Raw genomic sequence first — 22,617 nt, 5'->3', positions numbered from 1 at the left:
ATTTATTTGAAAACTCAAAAATAATTTCTTAATTCTAGATTTTATACTTCATTTTCAATATTTTATTAGTATTTATCTTCTCTAACTAAATATTTATTTCCATCCATATCTTTAAATGAAAACATACTTCCATACGGCATTTTCATTATATCTTCAACTTCAACTTTATTTTCTTGCATCTCCTTATAGGTTGATTCTATATCACTAGTGCTCAGTATTACGTTAGGGTGATCTACACTAGCATTTGGATTTTGCATCTTCATCATATTTTTATCATATAAAACAAAAGTAGTAAATTCATCGTCACTTGGTCCAACTTCTATCCACTTCATATTAGGACCCATTGCTTGCTCAAATTTAACAATAAAATTTAATTTTTTAGTCCAAAATTCTTTAGCTTCTTCTTGATTATTAACATAAATCGTTATTTTACCTATTTTATTTATCATTTGTCTTCCTCCTAAATTATTTACAATAATATAAATATTGCTTTATTTAGCCTATATCGAACTTAGGTTCTTATTATATATTGTTTTTCTATTTTTTCATAGTATATTTTTTTACTTTTTTCATATTATTCATTTAAAATATGGTATAATCTATTTTTATATAAACTTATATAAAAGATTAAATAGTTAAATATATATATCATTAACATAAATATAATATTATTTATATTTTAAAATTACTAAATATGAGGTGCTTAAAATGAATAAAAATATTGAGATTATGAAAAAACTTATTGAAGAAAAAAAAAGTAAAGGTACTAATTCTAACAAAGGAATAAAACCTCAAAAAAGTATTGGTAAAGTTTCAAAGGGCGCTAGAACTGGTAACGGTGGTGGATTATTCGATAAATAATTTTTATATTAATAGGCAGTAATATTATTATTTTAAATTTATTACTGCCTATTTCACTAATTTTTTTAATCTCTATTAAATTATAATTTATTGTACTAACATACTTAAAATATTTTTAGTAATTTTAATATCTATTCGTTTAAATCTGGAAATTTAAACATTCCACCAACAGCTAACTTTGACCTTGGCTTTCTATCATGTCTTAGCTTTCTTTCTTCCTCTTCACAGGGAATAACCCCATCAATAATCCCATTACTATAACTAATATTACCTTCATCTTTACTCATAATAATAACACCTCTCTTTTTGCTTTACTCTTATTATTCCAAGATATTATTTTATTTATAAGTATTAAATGACAAATAAGTTCTCCTATAACTTTTTACAACCCTTTATAGTAATTAATCAACTGTACTTTTGTAGTAATTCCTCTATTTTGAGGTATTGTAAGCTCCTCTACATCTTTACCATTCAGTTTTCCATCAACTAAATATTCTTTTCCTAGAAATTTTTGTCCCCAGGTTGCAATCTTATCTATCTCAGGTGTTTTCACATTTAAAATTTCTGCAAAAGATTTTAATATGCATAATCCAAACTGTATATCTTCAACAAAATATCTTGAATTTTTATCTGGGACATATCCACCTTCTACTTTTACCATTGGAGAATCTATTCCTTGGAATCCTGGTGCAGTATTTATTTTTTTACATAATTGCTCTGGTGTTTCTATATTATATCTAGTTTTAATTTTTTCAATGTCACTTGCATCAAAGTCATTATTTTCATTAAAAGCATTAAATATTAACTCTAACTCTTCATCTAGTTTTAAAAGCTGTAATGATGCCATAGTTCCCCATTCTTCATAGAAATATGGATTCCTATCATAAACTTTTTCTCCTTCAATATAATCATGAAATAATTCATATAATCTTGAAGGATGCATAGTTGGGTTTGATGGAGATAAAGTTATTGCTAGGTAATTACTTAATGGAATACATGGAATATCTATAAAGCTAGTCATATCTTTTGAAACTTTTTCTGAATATTTATCTGGAATTACCCTTATCTTCATAAACTCATTCTTTTGTTTAAGAAGAACCGATTCTCCATACTTCTCCAATCTAATTATTGAAGGAACTCTCTGACTTCCAAAGAATATACACTCTTTTTTAAGTAATTCATCTATTAAATATTCTTTTCCTCCAAATCCAGGAATAGCTCCAACAACTGCTCCTTTCTTTAAAAATGGAATTATAGTATTTATCGTTTTCTCCATCATAAATGAAGGATATGTTATTAAAATATAATCTGCTTCCTTTACAGCTTCTTCATAACTTGCAGTAACACAATGAACTTTTACATCATGTGTTATATTTTTTTCTTCTTCAATTAAAGCAATAGTTTCCTTAAAAACTTCAGGCTTTGAAGTATGTAAATAAACTTTATTATTTTTATTCATTGAAATATATGCCGCTAAATACGTTCCAATATTTCCTGCCCCTATAATACAAATATTCATATCTGCCTCCTAAATTTATCTTAATGCTTATTTATTAAATAATTTTCTATCATACGTTAAAATTATTAACTTTGTATTTATATTTTAATATTTTTTATTTATTAAAGCTTTGAACCTTTTTTTTATTTTTGTTATAAAATATTTTTAAGCTCTAATATATTGTTAATAACATATGTTATATCCATATCTTTTGGTTTTTCTTTATTATTAACATTAAACCAGCATGTATCTATTTCTGCATTTATTCCACCTTGAATATCTGAAGTTAAACTATCTCCAATCATTAACACCTTACTTTTATCCTTGAAGTTTAATTTTTCTAATGTATAATCAAATATTTTCGCCATTGGTTTTGCAATTTTTATCTCATCAGATATTATTATCTCTTGGAAATAATGTTCTATCTTTGATTCTCTTATTCTCTTATTTTGAACATCTAAAAGTCCATTAGTTATTATAGCTAATCTATATTTATCTTTTAAATAATCTAAAATTTCAAATGCTTCATTATAAATAAAGCTCGCTTCCGATAAATGATTCATATATGCTTTGCTAAATTTTTCAGCATCTTTATCTACACTTAACCTTTTAAATAATCTATTAAATCTTTCAACTTTAAGCTTATCTGAAGTTATAGTTCCTTTCTCAAATTCTTTCCATATTGCTGTATTAATTTCACTATATATTTTCATACACTCTTCTTTATCGTAATTTATTTTAAAATCACTTAAAGACTCCATAAAAGCATATCTTTCTGATTTTTTAAAATCAAATAAAGTTTCATCTGCATCAAATAAAATTAATTCATATTTCATTTACTTCACCCTCCCTTTTAGTGTTCATTTTATATTTTACACTATAAAAGAAATTATATATTAAAACTTTAGTATATTAATAGTACTTTTAACAATTTATTGTTTTTTTATTAACCAAATATTGCATTTCTATATAATTTACTTTATAATAAGTTATAAATTACCGTTTATTATTTTTGTTTTTAACTTTTTTCACGGTAATAATATCTATATTTGTTAGGGGGATTTATTTTATGAAGCTAGAAGTAAAAAATCTACGTAAAAGCTTCTCTGGAAATGAAGTTCTACACGGAATTTCTTTTTCTGTAGAAAGTGGAAAAGCCTTAGGCTTATTAGGTAGAAATGGGGCTGGTAAAACTACTACTATACGTATATTAATGAATGTTTTTAATGGAGATAGTGGTGAAATACTAATTGATGGTAATCCATTTAAGCCTATAAATCATCAAATAGGTTATTTACCTGAAGAACGAGGGTTATATCCTAAAAAGAAAGTAAGTGAACAAATCTTATATCTTGCTAGTTTAAGAGGTATTAGTAAAAAAGAAGCGAAAGAAAACTTGAAAAAATGGCTTAAAAGATTAGGTATTGACGAATATGAAAATCGAAAACTTGATACACTTTCTAAAGGTAATCAACAAAAAGTCCAATTAGCTCAAACTTTAGTCTGCAATCCTGAAATAATAATTTTAGATGAACCTTTTAGTGGTTTAGATCCTGTAAATTCTCAAATTCTAAAAGATGTTGTTAATGAATTAATTGCTGATAACAAATTAGTAATATTCTCAAGCCACCAAATGAGTTATGTAGAAGAGTTTTGTGAAGATATAGCTATTATAAATAAAGGAAATATCACTTTATCAGGTAATTTAAAAGACATAAAAAAGGAATTTGGGAAAAATAGACTTATATTAAGTGCAAATAATTATTCACTAAAAGAACTTAATGATATTTGTATAAACAATTTTTCTGATTTTGTGAAAGTTTATGAAGTAAAAAAAGATTTTTTAATATTAGAACTATGTGAAAATTGCTCAAAAAATGATTTTTTAAGTGCAATCATAAATTCTGATATTGATATAGAAAATTTTGGAGTTTATGAACCTACATTAACAGATATATTTGTATTAAAGGCAGGTGATGAATAATGAAACAATTTTTAGCCGTATTAAGCTTTGAAATAACTAATTACTTTAAATCTAAAGGATATTTAATTACAACAATTCTTGTTTCAGCATTACTTATAATCGGATTATCAATCCCATCATTTTTTGATATGTCTAATATTATTCCTGGTTTAAGTAATAATAGCAATATAAGTGATACTATAGATACTAACGATATTTCTGAAAAAGAAGATAAAGAAACTTTTATTATTATAGATAATGAAAATATATTTGAAGATTTATCTATACTTGAACTTTCTTTTCCTAATTCTTCTTGGAATAAGGTTGATACAACTGAAGAGTGTGAAAATCTAATAAAAAATGGTGATGCTAAAGCTGGATTTATTGTTTATAGCTTAAGCAAATACACATATTTAGTTAATAATTCTAACTTTGCTGACCACAATCAGATGGTTTTTGAAAATATATTAACAACCTTAAATCAAAAATCTTATGCAGATACTAACAACTTAAATTTTGATGAATTACAATCAATAATTAATTCACCTGTAGAATCAGATGTAACAGTATTAGGCGAAGATAAAGCTAGTAACTTTTTCTATGTTTATATACTTATTTTTGCATTATATATGTTAATTTTATTATATGGTCAACTTATTGCTGTTTCTGTAACATCTGAAAAAAGCAATCGTGCTATTGAAGTATTAATAACAAGTGCTAGTAGCAATAGTCTTATTTTCGGTAAAGTACTAGCAGCTAGCATTTCCATATTTATTCAAGTTGGAATTATTCTTACCTCTGGATTAGTTACTTATTCTATAAACAGAAATGCTTGGAATGGTTTATTGGATAGTGTATTTAACATTCCTAGTAACCTTTTAATTACTTTTGCTTTATTTGGAGGAATCGGTTTCCTATTCTATGCATTTATATTCGGTGCTTTAGGAGCTCTTGTTTCTAAAACTGAAGAAATTAGTTCAAGTATTGGTCCTATTACTATGATTTTTGTTGTTGTATTCTTTATCAGTATGTTTGGTTTAAGTAATAGTGATAGCCCTCTTATCAAAATAGCATCATTTATACCTTTTAGTTCATGTATGACAATGCTAATAAGAGTAGCTATGGGGACTGTAGCTAATATTGAAATAATTATTTCCTTTATAATACTAGCTATATCCACCATATTAATCGCTTTAGGTGCAGCTAAAATTTACAGACTTGGTACTTTAATGTATGGGAATCCTATAAAATTAACTAATGCTTTAAAGTTAATGAAAAAGAATAAAAAAGTATAATATTTATTTTAAAAATATAACTATATGAAAATTAATATATAAACATTTTATAAATGGCAAATATGAGATTAAATTGTTATAATATATCCTCTATTTTGCCATTTATAATTAATTTTCACATTCCAAACTTAAAAGAAACTCTTTTTTATCTATTCCTCCAGCATAACCTACCATTTTTCCATTTGATCCAACAATTCTATGACATGGAACTATGATAGCTATAGGATTTTTATTGTTTGCATTTCCTACAGCTCTGCATCCTTTAGGATTATTAATTCTTTCAGCTATTTCCTTATAAGAAGCAGTTTGACCATACGGGATTTTTTGTAGTTCTTTCCATACCTTTTTTTGAAATTCTGTTGCTTTTAAAAATTTAAGCTTTATATCAAAGCACTTTCTTATACCATTAAAATATTCTTGTAGCTGCTTCTTACAGATAATTATGCTATCATTTACCTCTTCTACGTCTGTATTTAAAGTACTATTTTTATCAATAAAATAGACTGCTGTAATATATTCATCATCTGCTTCAATTTTTATAGTTCCTATAGGCGAATTAAAATATCCAAAATTCATTTTTCTCTCTCCTTATTCTTATGTAGTCTTTCTTTATAAAAAATAAAAAGGGATCTTATAATATTCTTAAATTTATTGTATTTAAATTTAACTAAATAATAACTTTAAAATTTCAGTTAAAATCTACTATTTCACTTAAGTTATATCATAAACTCCCTTTTTAATATGCTATTTTCTCTTATCTATTCTAAGCTATTTAATTTATTATATATCCTTATTCTAAATTAAACCATTCCTTTATTTTATTAAATATTGATTTACTTTCCTTTTTAACCCCTGAAACTTCTGTTTCTTTTTCATCTTTTGATTTGATTTCTTCTTTTGTGCTCTTAATAGCATCGCTTCTCATTATAAATTTGACAGTACCTGTCATATTATCTGATAATCCTGAATATACACCATACTCTTTTGCCATTTCTACTAATTCATCTTTAACTTCCACTAATCCATCAATATCATCTATAGCTTTATTTCCTTCTTCATTTAATTTATCTAAACCTTCTTCCTTAAGTTTTGTAACTCCATCATATAGCTCATTTGTTCCATTTTCTAACTGCTCTGTTCCTTCCAATATTTTAGCTGAATTTTCACTTAAAGTACTTGCTCCATCTGCTAATTCATTTCCACCATTGGCAAGTTCTTCAACACCACTACTTAATGTTTCTCCACCACTTACTAAAGCTAAAGTTCCTTCATATAATTTGCTCACAGCTGAATCTATTTTCTTTGAGTTTGTATTTAATTCATTTGCTCCATTTACTAATGTATTACTTCCCTGTGCTAATACGCTTGTTCCTTCACTTAAATCACTTGTTCCTTTTGATAATTTTGTACTTCCTTCATATAATAACCCTACTGCTGAATTTATTTTCTTTGAATTTTCATTTAACTCATTTGCTCCATTTAATAATGTACTGCTTCCATTTGCTAAACTATCAATGCCAGTAGTTAATTGCTTTGCTCCATTTACAAGTTCTGTACTTCCTCCATATAATGCATTTATTGCATCACCTATTTGAATTGACCCATTAGATAAGTCTGATCCTGCAGATATTAAAGCATCAACGTTTCCTAATAACTCCTTTGATCCTGATGATGTACTTGTTAAGCCTTGTTGTAATAAAGCTGCTCCATTAGCTGCTGAGTTCACTGAATCTGATAAGCTACTAATTCCACCTTGTTGTGCTGATGAAATATCTTTGATACTTTGGCTTAGATTATAAATTTCTGTAGATTGAGCTTTACTTGTTTCATCATCACTAGCTGCTAATATACCAGCTATTACATCAAGATTACTAGCAATTGACTCTAGATTAACTGCCGAATTTAAAAGTTCATTAACAGCTCCACTACCATTAGCTAACTCATTATTTAACTCAGTTGCTCCAGCTAATGCAGAATCTATTCCTCCATCTAAATTAGCATATCCTGCCCTAATGTTTTCAGTATTACTTATAAATGCTTGAACTCCTGATGTAAATTGAGCTTGGGAATTACTTAAAGCTTGAAGTCCACTATTTAAAGTATTTGCACCTTCACTTAAGCTAGGAGCACTATTTTTTAAAGTATTTATTCCATCATTTAAAGTACTAGCTCCATTAGTTAATGACGATACTCCTTCATCAAAAGCAGTATAATTTTCTTTTACTTTTTCTAATCCATTATTTAATTCATTTGCTCCATTTATCAAATTAGGTGCATTACTACTTAAAATACTTATACCACTATTTAAACTAGTTGCTCCATCTGCTAATGAAGATATTCCTTCATCAAAAACAGTATAATTTTCTTTTACTTGTCCCAATCCAGTATTTAATTCATTTGCTCCACTTGCTAGTTCTGGAACACTATTATTTAATTTATTTATTCCATTATTTAACGTATTTGCTCCACCAGCTAAAGATGATACTCCTTTGTCAAAAATAGCATAATTATCTTTTATTTGACCTGCTCCACTATTTAATTGATTTGCACCATTCATTAATGTAGGTACATTATCCCTTAAAGTATTTATACCATCTCTTAACGTATTTGCTCCACTACTTAAGCTATTAACTCCATCATCAAACTTTATATAATTTGTAGCTAATTCAGTTTGTCCATCTAATAATTCTTTACTACCACTTAATAATTCTTCTCCTCCACTTTGTAATTCGTTTAATGATTTTTTTAAATCACTTATTTTATCTGTACCCTTTAATTCTTCAAGTTCTTCATTAGCTGTAGTTGCAATCATAATTATAGCAGGAACTTCAAAACTTGTTGTGTCTCCCGTAATTTCAATTGTATCTTCTAAATTGATACTGCTATCACTTAATAACTCTCCTAAAACATCATCTAAATTTAAAGATTCCTTAAGTCCTGGAAGTGCTATAAAAGTTATAAGTGAGTTATTTCCATCATTTAAAACTTTACCAGAGCTTACCTTTATATTTTTAAAATTATCATTTGATAGTGTTAATTCTATTGCACTTAAAAATGGTACATATAACTTTCTAGACTTTCCATTAATATTTTTCACTTTACTTTCATTATTTTTAACAGTTAAAGTAATTTTAAAACTTCCTTCTTCTCCAATTACATCCCTAGGATTTACCTTTTTTCCATTAAACTCATAATTTACTGATAAGCTTAATGGTAAGTCCTTATTACTTGTTCCTTCATAATAAAGATTTTCTGAACTTATATTCCAAGTTAATTCATTACCTGATATTGAAGGCTCTTCATCACCTTTTACATTCTTTATATCCTTCAAATTAGAATTATCTTTAAACTCACCTAATACCTTATCACCACTAATCCAATCACTTACTATCTGTTCAGTAGGATTGCCATTTTCGTCTAATATAACATAAACTGTTTCATCCTTTTTAATATCTTGTCCAAATGCTACTGTAGATGTTGTAGTTGTAATTAACGCAACTAAGCATATAAGCTTTTTTGATAATGCTTTATTCATTATTATTTCCCCCTTCACCACATTCAACAAATGTTTTACTAGTTTTAACTACTAATCTTCCAAAAATTAGCAATATACCTGGTAACACAAATAAAATTACAAACATACTTATAATTGCACCTCTTGCCATAAGAGTACATAATGAACTTATCATTTCCATATCCGATACTATTCCAACACCTGCAGTTGCAGCAAAAAATGTCAATGCACTTGTAACTATAGATCTTGATGAACTTTTAAGTGCTATTCTCATTGCTTCTATCTTATCAGATGTCTTTGCTAATTCTTCTTTAAATCTTGATGTCAATAAAATTGCGTAGTCAACTGTTGCTCCTAATTGAATAGTTCCAATTACTATGGAAGATATAAATGGAATACTAGTTCCCATATAAAATGGAATTCCAAGATTTATATAAATTGCAAGCTCTATAGCTAAAACTAATAATATTGGTACTATTGGTGATTTAAAGATGATTAATATTATTAAAAATATCGCTAATATTGAAGCTACACTTACCCTTTTAAAATCATTATCAGCTATATCAATTAAATCATTAGTTAAAGGTGCTTCTCCTCCAACTAAACCTTCCGAATCATACTTTTTCACTATTGAATTTATTTCATCTAATTGTTTGGCAACTTCATCTGATGCTGCTTTATATTTTGAATTAAGCATTATTTCTTCATATCCACCACTTTTTATCTTTTCTAATAAACTACTTGGTATAAAGCTTTGAGGTATTCTTGAACCTAATATATCTTCAAGACCAATTACAGATGTTACACCATCAATTTCTTTTAATTCATCAATCATCTCATTGACTTTATAGCTTTCTAACTCATCACTAACTAATATAATATTGGTAGACATCATATCATAATCGGTTTTAAGCTTTTCACTAGATACTATTGAAGGTAAATCTTTAGGTAGTGATTCATCTAAATTGTAATAAACTTCTGTCTTGTTATATCCAATAATAGCCGGTATTAATGCTAACATGGCTATTAATACAAAAATCTTATGATGTTTTATTATAAAATCTGAACTTTTTTCAAACTTAGGTAATAATGTTTTGTGATTAAATTTATGAATTACTTTATCAAATGTTAATATCAAAGCTGGTAGTACTGTTATTGTACAAATTACTCCTAAAACTACTCCTTTAGCCATTACAAGTCCTATATCTTTTCCTAAAGCTAAATCCATAATACATAAAGCTAAAAATCCAGCAATTGTTGTAAGTGAACTTCCTGAAATAGACTCTATTGTTTTTTCTATAGCTGTAGCCATGGCATCTGTCTTATTATTTACTACTTCCCTCTCTTCATCATATCTATGAAGCAAGAAGATTGAATAATCCATTGTAACCCCTAATTGCAGAACTGCAGATAATGCTTTTGTTATATAAGAAATATCTCCAAAAATAATATTGGTTCCCATATTGTAAATAATAGCTATACCTATACTTGCAAGGAATATTAATGGTATTATAAATGATTCCATTGTTAGGCTTAAGACTATAACTGATAAAATAACTGCTATTAAAACATAAATAGGAGTTTCCTTATCAGCTAAATCTTTTGTATCTTTAATTACTCCTGCAATCCCACTCAAAAATGCTTGTTTTCCTGCTACCTTCCTAATTTCAGAAATTGCCTCTTCAGTCTGAATATCTGCATCACTTTCCTTTAACTTAATTATCATTAATGTTGAATTATCTGAATAAAGCATATCTCGTATACTTTCTGGTAATATTTGATCTGGAACTGATATATCAAGTACATCATTAGTCCATATAACTTCATTTACTCCCTCAATCTCTTCTACTTTTTCCTTTAATTTAGCTACATCTTTACTTTCCATATTTTCTACAATCAACATAGCTAAAGATCCACAATCAAATTGATCTTTTAAAATTGCTTGTGCTTGCCTTGTTTCTAAATCATTAGGCAAATAGCTCAATATATCATAATTTACTTTTGTATTAAAATAACCAATTACTGATGGTATTAATAATATAAATGCTATAATTAATATTACTATTCTACTTTGAGCTATTTTTTGTGATATACCCCTCATTTTTATTTCCCCCCTCTTTCAACTCCTTCAATATTAATATTTTTATATTTTTTTTACAAAGTCCGTTTTAAGGCTTTTTTTGTTTTTTAATTTATAAATTTATCTTATAATCAAATTAGATTTAGTATACTCTAACAAAGTTTATTATCCTTTATTTATCTTTAATGTTTAAATTTTACATCAAGGAACTAGCTATTTTCCTAAACAACTTTTTTCTTTATATTTTTATGTTTAAAAAAAATTCACATTTTATTAAATAAATATAATAAAAAAAGTAATGTTAATGTAATAATTTGAACACACCTTTTACATTAACATCACTATATTAAAATATTATTTAACGTTATTTTTTTATTCTTATATCTGCAATTAACGGATAATGATCTGATGGGTACTTTCCATTTATATTGTCTTTCACTATATCTACATCAACAATTTCTAATTCTTCACTTACAAATATATAATCTATATGAAGCCCATTTTCTTTACCTTTAAAACTACTCATAGTAGATTTTTCATAAAGCTCTTTTTTTATTTCTTGAACTGCTACAAATCTACTTGTGCTATATTCTCCTGCAGCAAACTTTTTTATTACTTTACTATTAGGAGTTGCATTAAAATCTCCCATTACAATTACAGGTAAATTTTCTACTTTACGATTTTTCTCAATAAATTGCCCAAGTTTTTTTAATCCAAAATCTCTAGCTTGTGGCAATAAACAATCTAAGTGTGTATTATAGACTCTAACTCTTCTATTATCTTCTAATTGTATAACTGCTGTTGTACATATTCTAGGATATAAAGAGTACCAAAGTTGACTTCCCACTTTATCGGGGCTTTTAGATAACCAGAAAGTTTTATGTTCTTCTATATCATGTTTTTTGGATATAAATAAATTATTTCTTTCAGAAAAAAACCTCTTACTTCTTGCACTTCCAATAATATAATAATCCTTTACATTTCCAGTTATATCTTCAAACATTTTATTTGTTACTTCTTGTACTCCAATAATATCACATTGATACTTCTTTATAATATCATACACTAATTCTCTTCTATTATCCCATCTATTTTTGAAGTCTAAAATAAAATCACTTCTTAAATTAAAAGACATAACTCTCATTGTCATTCTCCTCATGTACTAAATTTACTTTTTATTAATTATACTCCTTTTAAAAATAAGTTTAAACTACCAATTTATTATTAATTACTTGTCTATTTAATGTTATATTGTATAATAATAGTATATTTATCTACAATATGTTATTTATTACATTTATATTTTTAATTTATTTTAAAAAGGTATGGGAGGGAAACTTATGAAAAAAACTTTAGACAAAAAAACTTTATTTCTATGTGTTATAGTTATTATTTCTTTATTATCATCAATATTTGTTAATTTCAAATTTGGAATAACAACATTACTTACTTTATTATTCATATACATTTTAGCAACAAATCTCTATATGATTAAAGTGTATAAGGGTGCAAAAGCTTATAAATCTGAAAATTATAGTAAAGCGTTAGATTATTATAGAAGTGCTATTATTTCACCATGGTGTAGCGTAAATATAATAATAGATTATTTAGTTTGTGAGCTTAAATATGGAAAAGCATCCATTGCAAATGAATATATAGAAGAAATTTTTACAAAAAGAAATTTTAAACCTAATGATTTATTAAATTTAAAAATTACAGAATCAATAGTTTTATGGAAAAATAATAATAGGCAAGAATCTATTTCCTTATTAAGAAATCTTTTAGAGAAAAATAAAAACGCCTTTCTTTATGAAACATTAACATCAATTTTAATATGTAATGGAAATATTCAAGAAGCAAAAAGTGTATTATCCACTGCTTTAGCTTTTAATAAGGATAGTAACATTTTGAAATCTAATAATGGAGAAATTAAATTTAAAGAAGGTAATTATGATGAAGCTTCTAAAATCTTTTATAATCTTATTAATGAAGATATAAAATTTGTTGAACCTTTTTATTACTTAGGTTTAATCGAAACGAAAAATAATAACTTTGATAAAGCTAAAGAACTTTTAGAAAAAGCTCAGAATTTAAACCAATCTCTTATAACTTTAGTAAAGTTCGAAGATATAGAGCAAGCCTATAATAGAGTTATATTTAAATCTTTAACTAAAGTATAATATTGTCTTAAATATATTATTAATAAAATTAAAAGAGTTATAGATAAACTCTATAACTCTTAAGAAACATACCTTATAATTATCTTCTATTATTTTGTTGTTTCTTAGCTTTTCTACAAGCTGGGCATCTAGTTGGTTCATTTTCGAAACCTTTTTCCTTGTAGAATTCTTGTTCTCCTTCTGTGAAAACAAATTCTGTTCCACAATCTCTACATGTTAATGTTTTTTCTGACATTGCAATTCCTCCATATCCGATGAAAGGTTACCCAAAATAATAAACAAAGATAACTTAAAATACTTAGTTCTTATTTTATTCCTTTCGTGCTTTACATATAGTATTATTAGCACTATTTAAAATAATATACATGTTTTTATACTTTTTATTTAATAAATTTTTTACCATACTCTTCAGTTTCTATAGGTAATCCCTTCTTAGCAAGTTTATCTTCTATTAACTCTTTTATTATTGAATAGAATATTGCAAATAACGGAACACCTATAACCATTCCAGCAAAGCCCATAAATTTAGTTGCAACAAGTAGTGAGAATAATATCCAAAATGCTGATATTCCAATAGAATCTCCAAGAATCTTAGGTCCTATTATATTACCATCTATTTGTTGTATAACTACTATTATTAAAATGAACCATAAAGCTTGTATTGGAGAAACAAATAAAATTATAATAGCTGCAGGAATTCCTCCGATAAATGGTCCAAAGAAAGGAATTATATTAGTAACACCAACAATTACAGAAATAAGTAATATATATGGCATTTTAAATATAGTTAATATTACAAATGTTAATATTCCTATTATAAATGAGTCTAATATCTTACCACCTAAAAATCTACTAAATGTTCTATTACTTTGAGTAGCAAGTCTTAATATAAATTTTGCCTTACTTTCAGAGAATATTGCACATGTAATTTTTCTTCCTAAAGCCATAAATTTTTCTTTATCTATTAAAATATATATTGAAACTATTATTCCTATTATTATATTTAAAATACTTGAAGTTATAGTAACAACTAAATTTCCTATTACAGGAACCATATTAGTTACTATTGTTATAATATAACTTACCATTTCATCAAACTTATTTGATAAAAGATTTAAATACTCAGGTTGCAAATTTAAATTTTGCATAAGATCGTTAACAAAGTTGCTTGCATCATTAACATATTGAGGTATATTATTTGCAAGACCTACTATACTTTCTACTAATTGTGGTAAAACAAATTGTATGAATAGGTATGTTATTATTCCTGCTGTAATATATGTAAATACTAATGCTATACCTCTTTTTGCCTTTTCTTTAACATTTTTAAAATATTCATGAGATAAAACCTTCTCCTCATAAAATTTCAAAATAAAATTTAAAATATACGCTAATGTGCCACCTATAATAAATGGTTGCAATGTTCCTATCATGCTACTTATGCTTGCTTTTATTTCACTTATTTGTGACATACCTAAATACAGCAGTATACTTGCACAAATAACAAAAAATGCATAAATTGCTATAGTAGCATATCTATTATTCCAATCTATTTTCATTTTTCTCCTCCATTTACTTTATATTTTTCAAAATATAGTTCATAAACTAATATTTCTTATTTTATCATATTTTTATAACTCTATTTGTTAAAATTTCAAAAATAATTTCTAATTATATTCTTAAATATTAATTTGTGGATAGTATCTGTTGGATGTAACCCATCTCCATTTTCTAAATTCATTAATTCTTCTATAGTTTGTCCTCTATTTTTTAAATACATATTAATGTACTCATAATTATCTATGCACTTTATTCCTTTATATTTACTTACTTCTCTAATAACATTTACAACTTCATTCATTTTATATAAACGATTATCATAATTGTCATCTTGGGCTGTAACTGGATTTGGTGTCATTAATATTATTTTTTTATCTTTTTCTAATAGATTTTCAACAATGCTTATTAGATTGCTATGTAATATTTTCATTCCATTGTTTACCTTTCTATCATTAGCTCCAATCATTAAAATTATTATATTGTCATTTATATCATATAACTTATTTAAATTATCTTTTACTTGACTAGAATTTATTCCACTACATCCATTGTTTATTACTTTACTATATTTAAATCTTTCATTAATATATTTTTTAAAAAGTGATGCCCAGCATTTTTCTCCTAATTGTCTTTTGTAGCAAATACCATCTATATTTATAATTACTTCTCCATTCCTATTATCATCTAAACTCCCTGCTCCTGCTGTAATACTATCTCCTATTAACCTTATAACTATATTATTTTCCATATCTCCCCTTTTTATATCATCATAAAACATAATTTAATTCTTCTCCTACTTTTTATATTTCCATATATTTCTCTTGTATTATAGTATATCTTAATAATTTTTAATATAAAAAAATGGCAAATAACATTAATTATGTTATTTGCCATTTTTACCTATAAATTTATTTTATATTAATCTATCTTATTTTTATGATGATTATATATATATACTGGAATTCCTATTAACATTAATATAAAGCCCCACATTACAGTTTCTGCTCCTGAACCGTATATAGTCCATATTAAATATATAAATGCTAATAGTGGTAATATTGATTTTTTAATAAATAACTTAAAGTTAAATTCTTTTTCTTCTTTAAATGTAAGCATTATTTCTGCAGAAACACTTAAAAGATAAACTGGTAAATATGATAACGTTGCAAGGATAGTTATAAATGTAAATGCATCTACCATCCCTTTTTGGAAATTCATAATCAATAAAATATTAACTAATATAGAACCAAATATTAATGAATTTACAGGAGTGCCTGTTTTTTCACTAATCTTTCCAAAAAACTTAGGGAATACTCCATCTTCACCTGCTGCATAAGCAACTCTAGCTGTTGATAAAAGCCATCCTACTACTGTTCCTAAAATACAAATAACTACTGCAATTGTTAATATCTTTCCAATATTACTTCCTAAAGCATTAGTAAGTATATCAGTAAGTGGTGCTGTACTTTGAGCTAGTGAAACATTATCCATTGCCCCCATACTTGCTATACTTATTGCTAAGTATATAATAGCCGCAATAATCAATCCGTAAATTGTGCTTTTTCTTACATTCTTTTCGGGATCTTTAAGTTCTCCAGCTGTAACTGTTGCACTTTCAAGTCCTATAAATGCCCATAAAGTTGATGTGGCTGCAAGTGGAACTGTACTTAATCCCTTTCCTTCTGGATACATAGGAAATATATTTGCTGAATCAAAATTTAAAAATGCGACTATAACAAATAATGCAAAAAATACTATTTTAAATACTGTTGTAAAAGCCTGAATTTTACCTGCTTTCTTTACTCCTGCTACATTTATAAATGTAAATATCCATAAAATTGAACTTGAGAATATTATTGATACTATTGGATTATTTAGTTGTGGAAATACTGCTGATGCATAACTTGTAACTGCAACTATTATTGCTGCATTTCCAATCCATGAACCATTCCAATAAAGCCACGCACTTAAAAATCCTGCAAAATCCCCAAATGCCTCTTTAGTGTAACAATACGCTCCACCTGTTGATGGATATTTAGTACCCATATTTGCAAATGATATTGCAATAAAAATTGAACCTATTGTAGTTAAAATCCATGCTATTATTGTAGCTCCTGGTCCTGACACTTGAGCAAGTGTTGATGGTAGCATAAATACACCAGAACCAATCATGTTACCGCAAACAAGCATAGTAGCCATGAAAAGGCTAATTTCTCGTTTTAAACTTTTGTTTTCCATTTTTTCCTCCTTAGTTTGGGGTAAAAAAATAAGCCCAAAAGGCTAATCTTTGAGCTTGTACTTACACATAAACAAACACAAAGATAGCTCTCCACAATTATTATTGTGACAGTTTTGCATATATTTTATGCAACCCCAGCATATAGATTTAAAGCATCCTCTATATACTTCGGCAATACTACCTTTTATATTAATTCATCGTGCTTAACTCCATAATATTACTCTTTAATATTGCAACCTCTATCTTTACCCGAATATTTAATTACACTATCAAGTTAAATTTATAATTATTAAAATTTATACTTAATTTCTGTGTTTTTATACATAAATATTCTAACAAATTTTTCTTTAAAGTCAACAATTATAGTAGCTTTTAATATAAATACTTTTTAACATAATATCTAAATAATCTATTTTCATCTACAAAATATCTTATTTTTACTATTATATTTAACATATTGTAACTCCTTAACATATCATACATATAATATATCATAAGTCAACATCCTTTATATATTAAATAACAAAGGAGGAGCCTTTTGATGTATAACTTTAAAAATACTACTCTTACTAATGGTTTTGACAGAAGCAATTTAAATAATGCACAACAAAATAATTATGCATGGTCTATAAGTGAGTTAGACAAATATATTTATATTGGTACTGGACGTAATATCCCATATAATATTTTAAAATCAATTAACTCTTCTATAATTCCTCCTAACTCTATTACTCCTAATCCAGTAGATAATTTACCGGAAATCTGGAGATATCGTAAAAATTGCTCTTTACCTTTGGAAAAAGTATATACTGCCCCTGACTTTACCAATATATCTGGCTTTAGATATATGATTACTCACAAGCCTTTTAATAGAGACACTTTTCTTTATGCAGCTAGTTATGGCGGACCTAATGTTATAGTATTTAAATCTACCAATGGTGTAAACTGGTTTCCATTAACTGATACAGTTCTTAAAGGTACTTCTTCAAGAGCTATGTTAACCCATCTTGGCAAGCTTTATATAGCTACTATTGATGAGGCTAATCCAAGCCCTTATCCTCAACTTTATAGAAGTGTTGATCCTCAATATTATTCATGGGAACCTGTTATAGATAATACAGCACCTAATTTTAATCCTTCTTTAAATCCTTCTGGCTCAATTAGTAATATGGCTATATTCAATAATAAAATTTATGTTGCTACTAGTAGCTCTGACGGTGCTGCTGTTTGGAGAACAAATGGTCCTGAACCAAAATTAAATGACTGGACATTAATAGTAGATAAAGGATTTGGAGATGCAGCTAACAAGTATATCTTAAGTATTGGTGTTTATAAAAATTATCTTTATGTAAGTGGAACTAAACAATTACCACTTGCTTGGTTAATTCCACTTGGTTGTGATATTATAAGAATTTCAAAAACTGATAGATGGGATTTAGTTGTCGGTGGTCCAGCTTTGATTCCTTCTATACCAACAAAAGGTGTTAGAAATAAAAGCTTATCTGGATTATACTCTGGATTTAATAATCCATTTAATGTGTATGCATGGCAAATAAAGCAATATAATGATAAATTATTAATTTCAACCTTTGATGATTCTATAAACATGGAGGTTATTTTAGATACTCTTCTCTACAATAAAATAGAAATTCAAAATTTAATTGGCAAGCTTGCAACTAATACTATTATAAAAATATATAAAAATATTGTTGAATTATTAAATGAATCAAAATATCCATTCGGATTTGATCTTTATGAGTCAACTGATGGTATACACTTTACTCCAGTGTTATTAAACGGATTCTGTAATAAATATAATTATGGAGGTCGTTTATTATATGTAAATTCATCAAATGATCTTTATATCGGAACAGCTAATCCATTCCAAGGTTGTGAAGTTTGGAAGGCTAAGTATGAAGCATGTAGTAATCACTGTCATTCATATCATCATAATTATAGCTATCTTTTTTATATTAGAAAGGAACTAGCTGAAAATTATAACCTTCTAAAAACTTATATGCCAACTATCTTAAAATTTATTAGTAAAAATTAATATTATGACTATGCTGAATTACTAAATTTTATATTAATATATCCTTGTAAAATTATAGTTTTATATTCATCTTAAATATTATTATGTAGAAACATTAAATTTTATTTAGACTAAATCAAAATATTTATAAACTCCTAATTTTGAAATAAGTTTTCGGAATCTATTATTCTTAATTTTGATTTAGCCTCTTTTTCATTATTAATAATTTTTATTTTTTAAATCTAGTTGCATAACCACACTTCTTACATAATTCTTCAACAGCTCTTCTTCTTGAAAAACCATCATAAATATCTCTTGCCCTTTTATCTTCTACTATATCTTTCAGCGACTTTTCAAAAATATTGCCTAAATTTATATTTCCCTCGCTATCTAAACAACATGGAACTACTGTTCCATCTACTAATATTCCAATTTGATTTCTAAGACCATGGCAAAATACTTCTTCTCCTAGACTATCTATTTGAATATCTGGCCATTCAAACTTTTCTGCCATATTTAAATAAACCTTATCTTTTAGTTTAATTCTATTAGTCTCCTGTAATTTTTCACCTATTGAAAAATCTAACTCTAAGTTTTCTTCTAGCATTTTTAGAATATCACTATTAAGGCCATTGGCTCCTTTTAAATCATTGTTATCCATATTCCACAATCTTATGGCACAAATTATATCACTATTAGATCTAGCTTTTGTAATAAAATCTGTAACATTATTTATATAATCCTCAAGCTCAACAGTTTTTTCATTAGCTTCAAAACTATGAAGCGAAATATTAATTTGTCTTAATGCTTTTGAATTTATAAGCTTATCCTCTACTTTTTTTAATAATGTTCCATTTGTAGTTAAATTCACTTTTAAATGATTTTTATAACTTTCCTCTAAAAAATAATCTATATTTTCATTAAGTAAGGGCTCTCCCATTAAGTGAAAATATATGTGATCTGTAAATGGTTTTACTTCCTTTAAAATATGTAAAAATTCTTCTTTTCCCATAAACTTATATTTTCTATTTGTCTTTGGACAAAAATTGCAGCTTAAATTACATACATTTGTTATTTCTATATATACCTTTTTAAATCTTGTCATTTCCGCATTCTCCTTTTTATATGAACAACCTATACTTAATTTTATTTATCTATATTTTATTGTAATATAATATTTCATATGCTATAGATTCTTATATCATTATATCAACTTTTTTTTAAATAGATATACCATTTAATAAAGACTACTAAGCTTTTCCCTAAAGAAGATATGGTTATTATTTTTTTGCATAAAATACTATACTTTGTTATACTCTTCTAAACAATAAAAATAATGAGGTGTATTTAAATGAATACTATTTATAAAAATGTAGGTAATACATATGAAATTAAAGAAAATGTTGTTAATATGGTAATACTAAAAAAAGATGGTACCAAGCTTATAACAAAGTTTGATGTTTCTTACTTAGATACTATTACTAATATGGGAACTTGGTTTGCTGAATGGAATAAGGATTATAATAGTTATATTGCACAAAACATTAGCTCCACTAAAAAAAATAAAAAATCTAAACCATTAAAACAAAGTCTTCAGAGTGTAATTTTAAATGTTAATCCCAAGGCTCCAATAAAATATAAAAATGGTGATACTTTAGATAATAGAAAATGTAATTTGGAAATAGTAGAAAGAAATACTACAAATGAGTATGAAGAACAAGAAAATGATACTATTGCTATTATACTTAAGGATAAGCTTGGCAAAAAAGAAGGGGTAGCCTTAATATCAAAAGAGGACCTAAATTGTGTAATTAATGATCACTATAGTTGGGTACTTTATAAAACTCACGGTAAAGTTTCAGTAGTTGCTAATACTCCAAATGGTAGATTATATCTTCATGATTTACTTATGTCTCCAGCTGAAAATGAAAAAACAGAACATATAAATCATAATCCACTTGATAATAGACGTAATAACTTAAAATTAACTATTATCGAAGAGTAATAGTTAATTTTATTATAATAAAAATGGCAATTAAAAATTATTTTTCTAATTATAGTAATATTTACTCTGTTTTATTTATTAATTTTGCTTGCCATTTTTACTTTTTTTAATTCGATTTTATACCATGTTATAATATAATTTAAAACATGCATTATATACTAATTATCTAATCTATTAAAGCTTATATACTCATATTCATCTCCAGTTAAAAATTTTATTAAATCCTCTTGAATTAAAGAATTATATTTTCCATTTCTCATTTCATCAATTACTTCCTGACTTTTTTCTTTTGAATTTGAAATTAAAATTTCCTTTACTCCCTTGGGAAACTCTATAAACTTTCTAATTACTTGTCCATTATTATCTAAAATCATCATTGTAGGTACCTTAAGTTCTCCTGAAAGCTGTTCTAAAAGTTCTCTATTTTCTTTTCTTAATAAAAACTTTATTTTTATATTTTCATTTAATTCTGCAAGTTTCAATAAAAACGGTAAAATAGTTGCTGAATCTTTACATCTAGTTGCAGTTATTACAAGTACATTTTTTTCATCATCTATATTTTTTATTATTTCTTTTCCGTCCTCTAATAATATCCCTTGATTATATAATTTATTTATAAATTGCAACTCCTCTTCTTTTGCTTTAATTAAATATTCACTATACTCCATTAAATCAATATTATGTAACATAAACTCCTCCCATAAATTCATCTAAACCACTCTCTTTCCCAACTATATTTATTATATAAAATATTTTTAAAAATTTTATATTGTGTTGCTATAACCTTTTATTATTTTAAATATTCATCTCATATATATTTTACTATATATTATATTTATACTTATTATATCATTAAATAGAAAAATATTACTAAATATAACTACTATTTAACTATAGTCAAAATAAGTTTATTTATATTTTAAATTTATTCATATCTTTCCATATTATTGTATTAATTTTATGTATCTGATATAATTTATCTAACAAATTATATTGGAGGTATATTATGTCAGTTACAATGTTACATACTTGTATAAGAGTTATGGATTTAGAAAAATCATTAAAATTTTATAAAGATGCCTTAGGATTAGTTGAAACAAGAAGAAAGGATTTTCCAGAGCATAAATTTACTTTAGTTTATTTATCAAATACTCCTAATGGATATGAAATTGAACTTACTTATAACTATAATCCTGAAGTTCCTTATGAGCTTGGTAATGGCTTTAGCCATATTGCTATAGGACATACTGATATTGAAAGTTTAAGAGAAAAACATATAGAAATGGGATACGAAGTTACAGATCTTAAAGGTCTTCCTGGGGAACCTCCTAAATATTACTTCGTTACAGATCCAGATGGTTACAAAGTAGAAGTAATTAGATCATAAAAT

Annotated in this window: 21 protein-coding genes and 1 riboswitch; of the genes, 7 read left to right on the top strand and 14 right to left on the bottom strand. The window is 26.1% G+C overall.

The window, feature by feature from the left end; genetic code table 11:
* Nucleotides 1-65: 65 nt before the first annotated feature.
* On the bottom strand, nucleotides 66-449 hold the full coding sequence (locus LPC13_RS11345; RefSeq protein ID WP_005212729.1) for a VOC family protein: 384 nt from the start codon (nucleotides 447-449) through the stop codon (nucleotides 66-68).
* A gap of 259 nt (nucleotides 450-708) precedes the next feature.
* Between LPC13_RS11345 and LPC13_RS11340 the strand changes: the two genes are divergently transcribed.
* Nucleotides 709-861, top strand: coding sequence for a hypothetical protein (locus LPC13_RS11340; protein WP_005212727.1), 153 nt, complete (start codon nucleotides 709-711; stop codon nucleotides 859-861).
* A gap of 131 nt (nucleotides 862-992) precedes the next feature.
* Here the strand turns inward: LPC13_RS11340 and LPC13_RS11335 are convergent, their stop codons facing one another.
* The 3 genes from LPC13_RS11335 to LPC13_RS11325 form a co-directional block, all read right to left on the bottom strand.
* On the bottom strand, nucleotides 993-1,148 hold the full coding sequence (locus LPC13_RS11335; RefSeq protein ID WP_005212726.1) for a hypothetical protein: 156 nt from the start codon (nucleotides 1,146-1,148) through the stop codon (nucleotides 993-995).
* Nucleotides 1,149-1,243: 95 nt separating this feature from the next.
* Nucleotides 1,244-2,380: an NAD/NADP octopine/nopaline dehydrogenase family protein gene (locus tag LPC13_RS11330; RefSeq protein ID WP_005212724.1), complete on the bottom strand. Its 1,137-nt coding sequence runs from the start codon at nucleotides 2,378-2,380 to the stop codon at nucleotides 1,244-1,246.
* 131 nt (nucleotides 2,381-2,511) lie between these two features.
* Nucleotides 2,512-3,195, bottom strand: coding sequence for a YjjG family noncanonical pyrimidine nucleotidase (locus LPC13_RS11325; protein ID WP_005212722.1), 684 nt, complete (start codon nucleotides 3,193-3,195; stop codon nucleotides 2,512-2,514).
* A 233-nt stretch (nucleotides 3,196-3,428) separates the two neighbouring features.
* Between LPC13_RS11325 and LPC13_RS11320 the strand changes: the two genes are divergently transcribed.
* Complete coding sequence (locus tag LPC13_RS11320) at nucleotides 3,429-4,343, top strand: ABC transporter ATP-binding protein (protein ID WP_005212719.1); 915 nt, start codon at nucleotides 3,429-3,431, stop codon at nucleotides 4,341-4,343.
* Nucleotides 4,343-5,617 (top strand): ABC transporter permease, encoded by a 1,275-nt coding sequence (locus tag LPC13_RS11315; protein WP_234088816.1) that lies wholly within the window; start codon nucleotides 4,343-4,345, stop codon nucleotides 5,615-5,617. Before LPC13_RS11320 ends, LPC13_RS11315 begins: the two co-directional genes overlap by 1 nt.
* Nucleotides 5,618-5,725: 108 nt before the next feature.
* Here the strand turns inward: LPC13_RS11315 and LPC13_RS11310 are convergent, their stop codons facing one another.
* From LPC13_RS11310 to LPC13_RS11295, 4 genes are all read right to left on the bottom strand, one after another.
* Nucleotides 5,726-6,193: a methylated-DNA--[protein]-cysteine S-methyltransferase gene (locus tag LPC13_RS11310; protein WP_195244497.1), complete on the bottom strand. Its 468-nt coding sequence runs from the start codon at nucleotides 6,191-6,193 to the stop codon at nucleotides 5,726-5,728.
* A 214-nt stretch (nucleotides 6,194-6,407) separates the two neighbouring features.
* The gene (locus tag LPC13_RS11305; protein WP_005212712.1) at nucleotides 6,408-9,152 is read right to left on the bottom strand and encodes a YhgE/Pip domain-containing protein; all 2,745 of its coding nucleotides are present in this window, start codon (nucleotides 9,150-9,152) and stop codon (nucleotides 6,408-6,410) included.
* Nucleotides 9,145-11,232, bottom strand: coding sequence for an efflux RND transporter permease subunit (locus LPC13_RS11300; RefSeq protein ID WP_005212710.1), 2,088 nt, complete (start codon nucleotides 11,230-11,232; stop codon nucleotides 9,145-9,147). The genes LPC13_RS11305 and LPC13_RS11300 overlap by 8 nt, the downstream gene beginning before the upstream one ends.
* Before the next feature lie 343 nt (nucleotides 11,233-11,575).
* Nucleotides 11,576-12,355, bottom strand: coding sequence for an endonuclease/exonuclease/phosphatase family protein (locus LPC13_RS11295; protein ID WP_040419191.1), 780 nt, complete (start codon nucleotides 12,353-12,355; stop codon nucleotides 11,576-11,578).
* 196 nt (nucleotides 12,356-12,551) lie between these two features.
* On the opposite strand from LPC13_RS11295, the gene LPC13_RS11290 reads away from it, so the two are divergent.
* The gene (locus LPC13_RS11290; RefSeq protein ID WP_234088815.1) at nucleotides 12,552-13,391 is read left to right on the top strand and encodes a tetratricopeptide repeat protein; all 840 of its coding nucleotides are present in this window, start codon (nucleotides 12,552-12,554) and stop codon (nucleotides 13,389-13,391) included.
* Nucleotides 13,392-13,470: 79 nt separating this feature from the next.
* Here the strand turns inward: LPC13_RS11290 and LPC13_RS11285 are convergent, their stop codons facing one another.
* The 4 genes from LPC13_RS11285 to LPC13_RS11270 form a co-directional block, all read right to left on the bottom strand.
* Nucleotides 13,471-13,626, bottom strand: coding sequence for a zinc-ribbon domain-containing protein (locus LPC13_RS11285; RefSeq protein WP_005212705.1), 156 nt, complete (start codon nucleotides 13,624-13,626; stop codon nucleotides 13,471-13,473).
* Nucleotides 13,627-13,771: 145 nt separating this feature from the next.
* Nucleotides 13,772-14,950, bottom strand: coding sequence for an AI-2E family transporter (locus tag LPC13_RS11280; protein ID WP_005212704.1), 1,179 nt, complete (start codon nucleotides 14,948-14,950; stop codon nucleotides 13,772-13,774).
* Nucleotides 14,951-15,045: 95 nt separating this feature from the next.
* Nucleotides 15,046-15,729, bottom strand: a complete 684-nt coding sequence (locus LPC13_RS11275; protein WP_005212703.1) for an SGNH/GDSL hydrolase family protein — start codon at nucleotides 15,727-15,729, stop codon at nucleotides 15,046-15,048.
* Between the two features lie 140 nt (nucleotides 15,730-15,869).
* Nucleotides 15,870-17,189 (bottom strand): APC family permease, encoded by a 1,320-nt coding sequence (locus tag LPC13_RS11270; protein WP_005212702.1) that lies wholly within the window; start codon nucleotides 17,187-17,189, stop codon nucleotides 15,870-15,872.
* Between the two features lie 76 nt (nucleotides 17,190-17,265).
* Nucleotides 17,266-17,440: riboswitch (Lysine riboswitch) on the bottom strand.
* A 291-nt stretch (nucleotides 17,441-17,731) separates the two neighbouring features.
* Here LPC13_RS11270 and LPC13_RS11265 point away from each other — a divergent pair.
* Complete coding sequence (locus tag LPC13_RS11265; protein WP_005212700.1) at nucleotides 17,732-19,243, top strand: hypothetical protein; 1,512 nt, start codon at nucleotides 17,732-17,734, stop codon at nucleotides 19,241-19,243.
* Between the two features lie 208 nt (nucleotides 19,244-19,451).
* Here LPC13_RS11265 and LPC13_RS11260 read toward each other — a convergent pair whose 3' ends face one another.
* Nucleotides 19,452-20,327 carry a radical SAM/SPASM domain-containing protein gene (locus tag LPC13_RS11260; RefSeq protein ID WP_040419186.1) on the bottom strand — a complete coding sequence of 292 codons (876 nt, stop codon included), beginning with the start codon at nucleotides 20,325-20,327 and terminating at the stop codon, nucleotides 19,452-19,454.
* A 246-nt stretch (nucleotides 20,328-20,573) separates the two neighbouring features.
* Here LPC13_RS11260 and LPC13_RS11255 point away from each other — a divergent pair, with 246 nt between their 5' ends.
* A complete protein-coding gene (locus tag LPC13_RS11255) occupies nucleotides 20,574-21,227 on the top strand; it encodes a hypothetical protein (protein ID WP_005212698.1) in 654 nt (217 codons plus the stop codon).
* 158 nt (nucleotides 21,228-21,385) lie between these two features.
* Here the strand turns inward: LPC13_RS11255 and LPC13_RS11250 are convergent, their stop codons facing one another.
* A complete protein-coding gene (locus LPC13_RS11250) occupies nucleotides 21,386-21,916 on the bottom strand; it encodes a thioredoxin family protein (RefSeq protein ID WP_040419183.1) in 531 nt (176 codons plus the stop codon).
* A 317-nt stretch (nucleotides 21,917-22,233) separates the two neighbouring features.
* Between LPC13_RS11250 and gloA the strand changes: the two genes are divergently transcribed.
* Nucleotides 22,234-22,614 carry a lactoylglutathione lyase gene (gene gloA, locus LPC13_RS11245; RefSeq protein WP_005212696.1) on the top strand — a complete coding sequence of 127 codons (381 nt, stop codon included), beginning with the start codon at nucleotides 22,234-22,236 and terminating at the stop codon, nucleotides 22,612-22,614.
* Nucleotides 22,615-22,617: the final 3 nt, after the last annotated feature.

Origin of the sequence: Clostridium celatum (genome assembly GCF_021412605.1) — a bacterium.
In the GTDB taxonomy this organism is placed as follows: Bacteria; Bacillota; Clostridia; order Clostridiales; family Clostridiaceae; genus Clostridium; species Clostridium celatum.
This window is presented reverse-complemented; position numbering and strand designations above follow the sequence as displayed.

Excerpts from the sequence above, each read along its gene's own strand:
- LPC13_RS11345 (WP_005212729.1), bottom strand. The coding sequence starts at position 449 with ATGATAAATAAAATAGGTAAAATAACGATTTATGTTAATAATCAAGAA.
- LPC13_RS11340 (WP_005212727.1), top strand. The coding sequence starts at position 709 with ATGAATAAAAATATTGAGATTATGAAAAAACTTATTGAAGAAAAAAAA.
- LPC13_RS11335 (WP_005212726.1), bottom strand. The coding sequence starts at position 1,148 with ATGAGTAAAGATGAAGGTAATATTAGTTATAGTAATGGGATTATTGAT.
- LPC13_RS11330 (WP_005212724.1), bottom strand. The coding sequence starts at position 2,380 with ATGAATATTTGTATTATAGGGGCAGGAAATATTGGAACGTATTTAGCG.
- LPC13_RS11325 (WP_005212722.1), bottom strand. The coding sequence starts at position 3,195 with ATGAAATATGAATTAATTTTATTTGATGCAGATGAAACTTTATTTGAT.
- LPC13_RS11320 (WP_005212719.1), top strand. The coding sequence starts at position 3,429 with ATGAAGCTAGAAGTAAAAAATCTACGTAAAAGCTTCTCTGGAAATGAA.
- LPC13_RS11315 (WP_234088816.1), top strand. The coding sequence starts at position 4,343 with ATGAAACAATTTTTAGCCGTATTAAGCTTTGAAATAACTAATTACTTT.
- LPC13_RS11310 (WP_195244497.1), bottom strand. The coding sequence starts at position 6,193 with ATGAATTTTGGATATTTTAATTCGCCTATAGGAACTATAAAAATTGAA.
- LPC13_RS11305 (WP_005212712.1), bottom strand. The coding sequence starts at position 9,152 with ATGAATAAAGCATTATCAAAAAAGCTTATATGCTTAGTTGCGTTAATT.
- LPC13_RS11300 (WP_005212710.1), bottom strand. The coding sequence starts at position 11,232 with ATGAGGGGTATATCACAAAAAATAGCTCAAAGTAGAATAGTAATATTA.
- LPC13_RS11295 (WP_040419191.1), bottom strand. The coding sequence starts at position 12,355 with ATGAGAGTTATGTCTTTTAATTTAAGAAGTGATTTTATTTTAGACTTC.
- LPC13_RS11290 (WP_234088815.1), top strand. The coding sequence starts at position 12,552 with ATGAAAAAAACTTTAGACAAAAAAACTTTATTTCTATGTGTTATAGTT.
- LPC13_RS11285 (WP_005212705.1), bottom strand. The coding sequence starts at position 13,626 with ATGTCAGAAAAAACATTAACATGTAGAGATTGTGGAACAGAATTTGTT.
- LPC13_RS11280 (WP_005212704.1), bottom strand. The coding sequence starts at position 14,950 with ATGAAAATAGATTGGAATAATAGATATGCTACTATAGCAATTTATGCA.
- LPC13_RS11275 (WP_005212703.1), bottom strand. The coding sequence starts at position 15,729 with ATGTTTTATGATGATATAAAAAGGGGAGATATGGAAAATAATATAGTT.
- LPC13_RS11270 (WP_005212702.1), bottom strand. The coding sequence starts at position 17,189 with ATGGAAAACAAAAGTTTAAAACGAGAAATTAGCCTTTTCATGGCTACT.
- LPC13_RS11265 (WP_005212700.1), top strand. The coding sequence starts at position 17,732 with ATGTATAACTTTAAAAATACTACTCTTACTAATGGTTTTGACAGAAGC.
- LPC13_RS11260 (WP_040419186.1), bottom strand. The coding sequence starts at position 20,327 with ATGACAAGATTTAAAAAGGTATATATAGAAATAACAAATGTATGTAAT.
- LPC13_RS11255 (WP_005212698.1), top strand. The coding sequence starts at position 20,574 with ATGAATACTATTTATAAAAATGTAGGTAATACATATGAAATTAAAGAA.
- LPC13_RS11250 (WP_040419183.1), bottom strand. The coding sequence starts at position 21,916 with ATGTTACATAATATTGATTTAATGGAGTATAGTGAATATTTAATTAAA.
- gloA (WP_005212696.1), top strand. The coding sequence starts at position 22,234 with ATGTCAGTTACAATGTTACATACTTGTATAAGAGTTATGGATTTAGAA.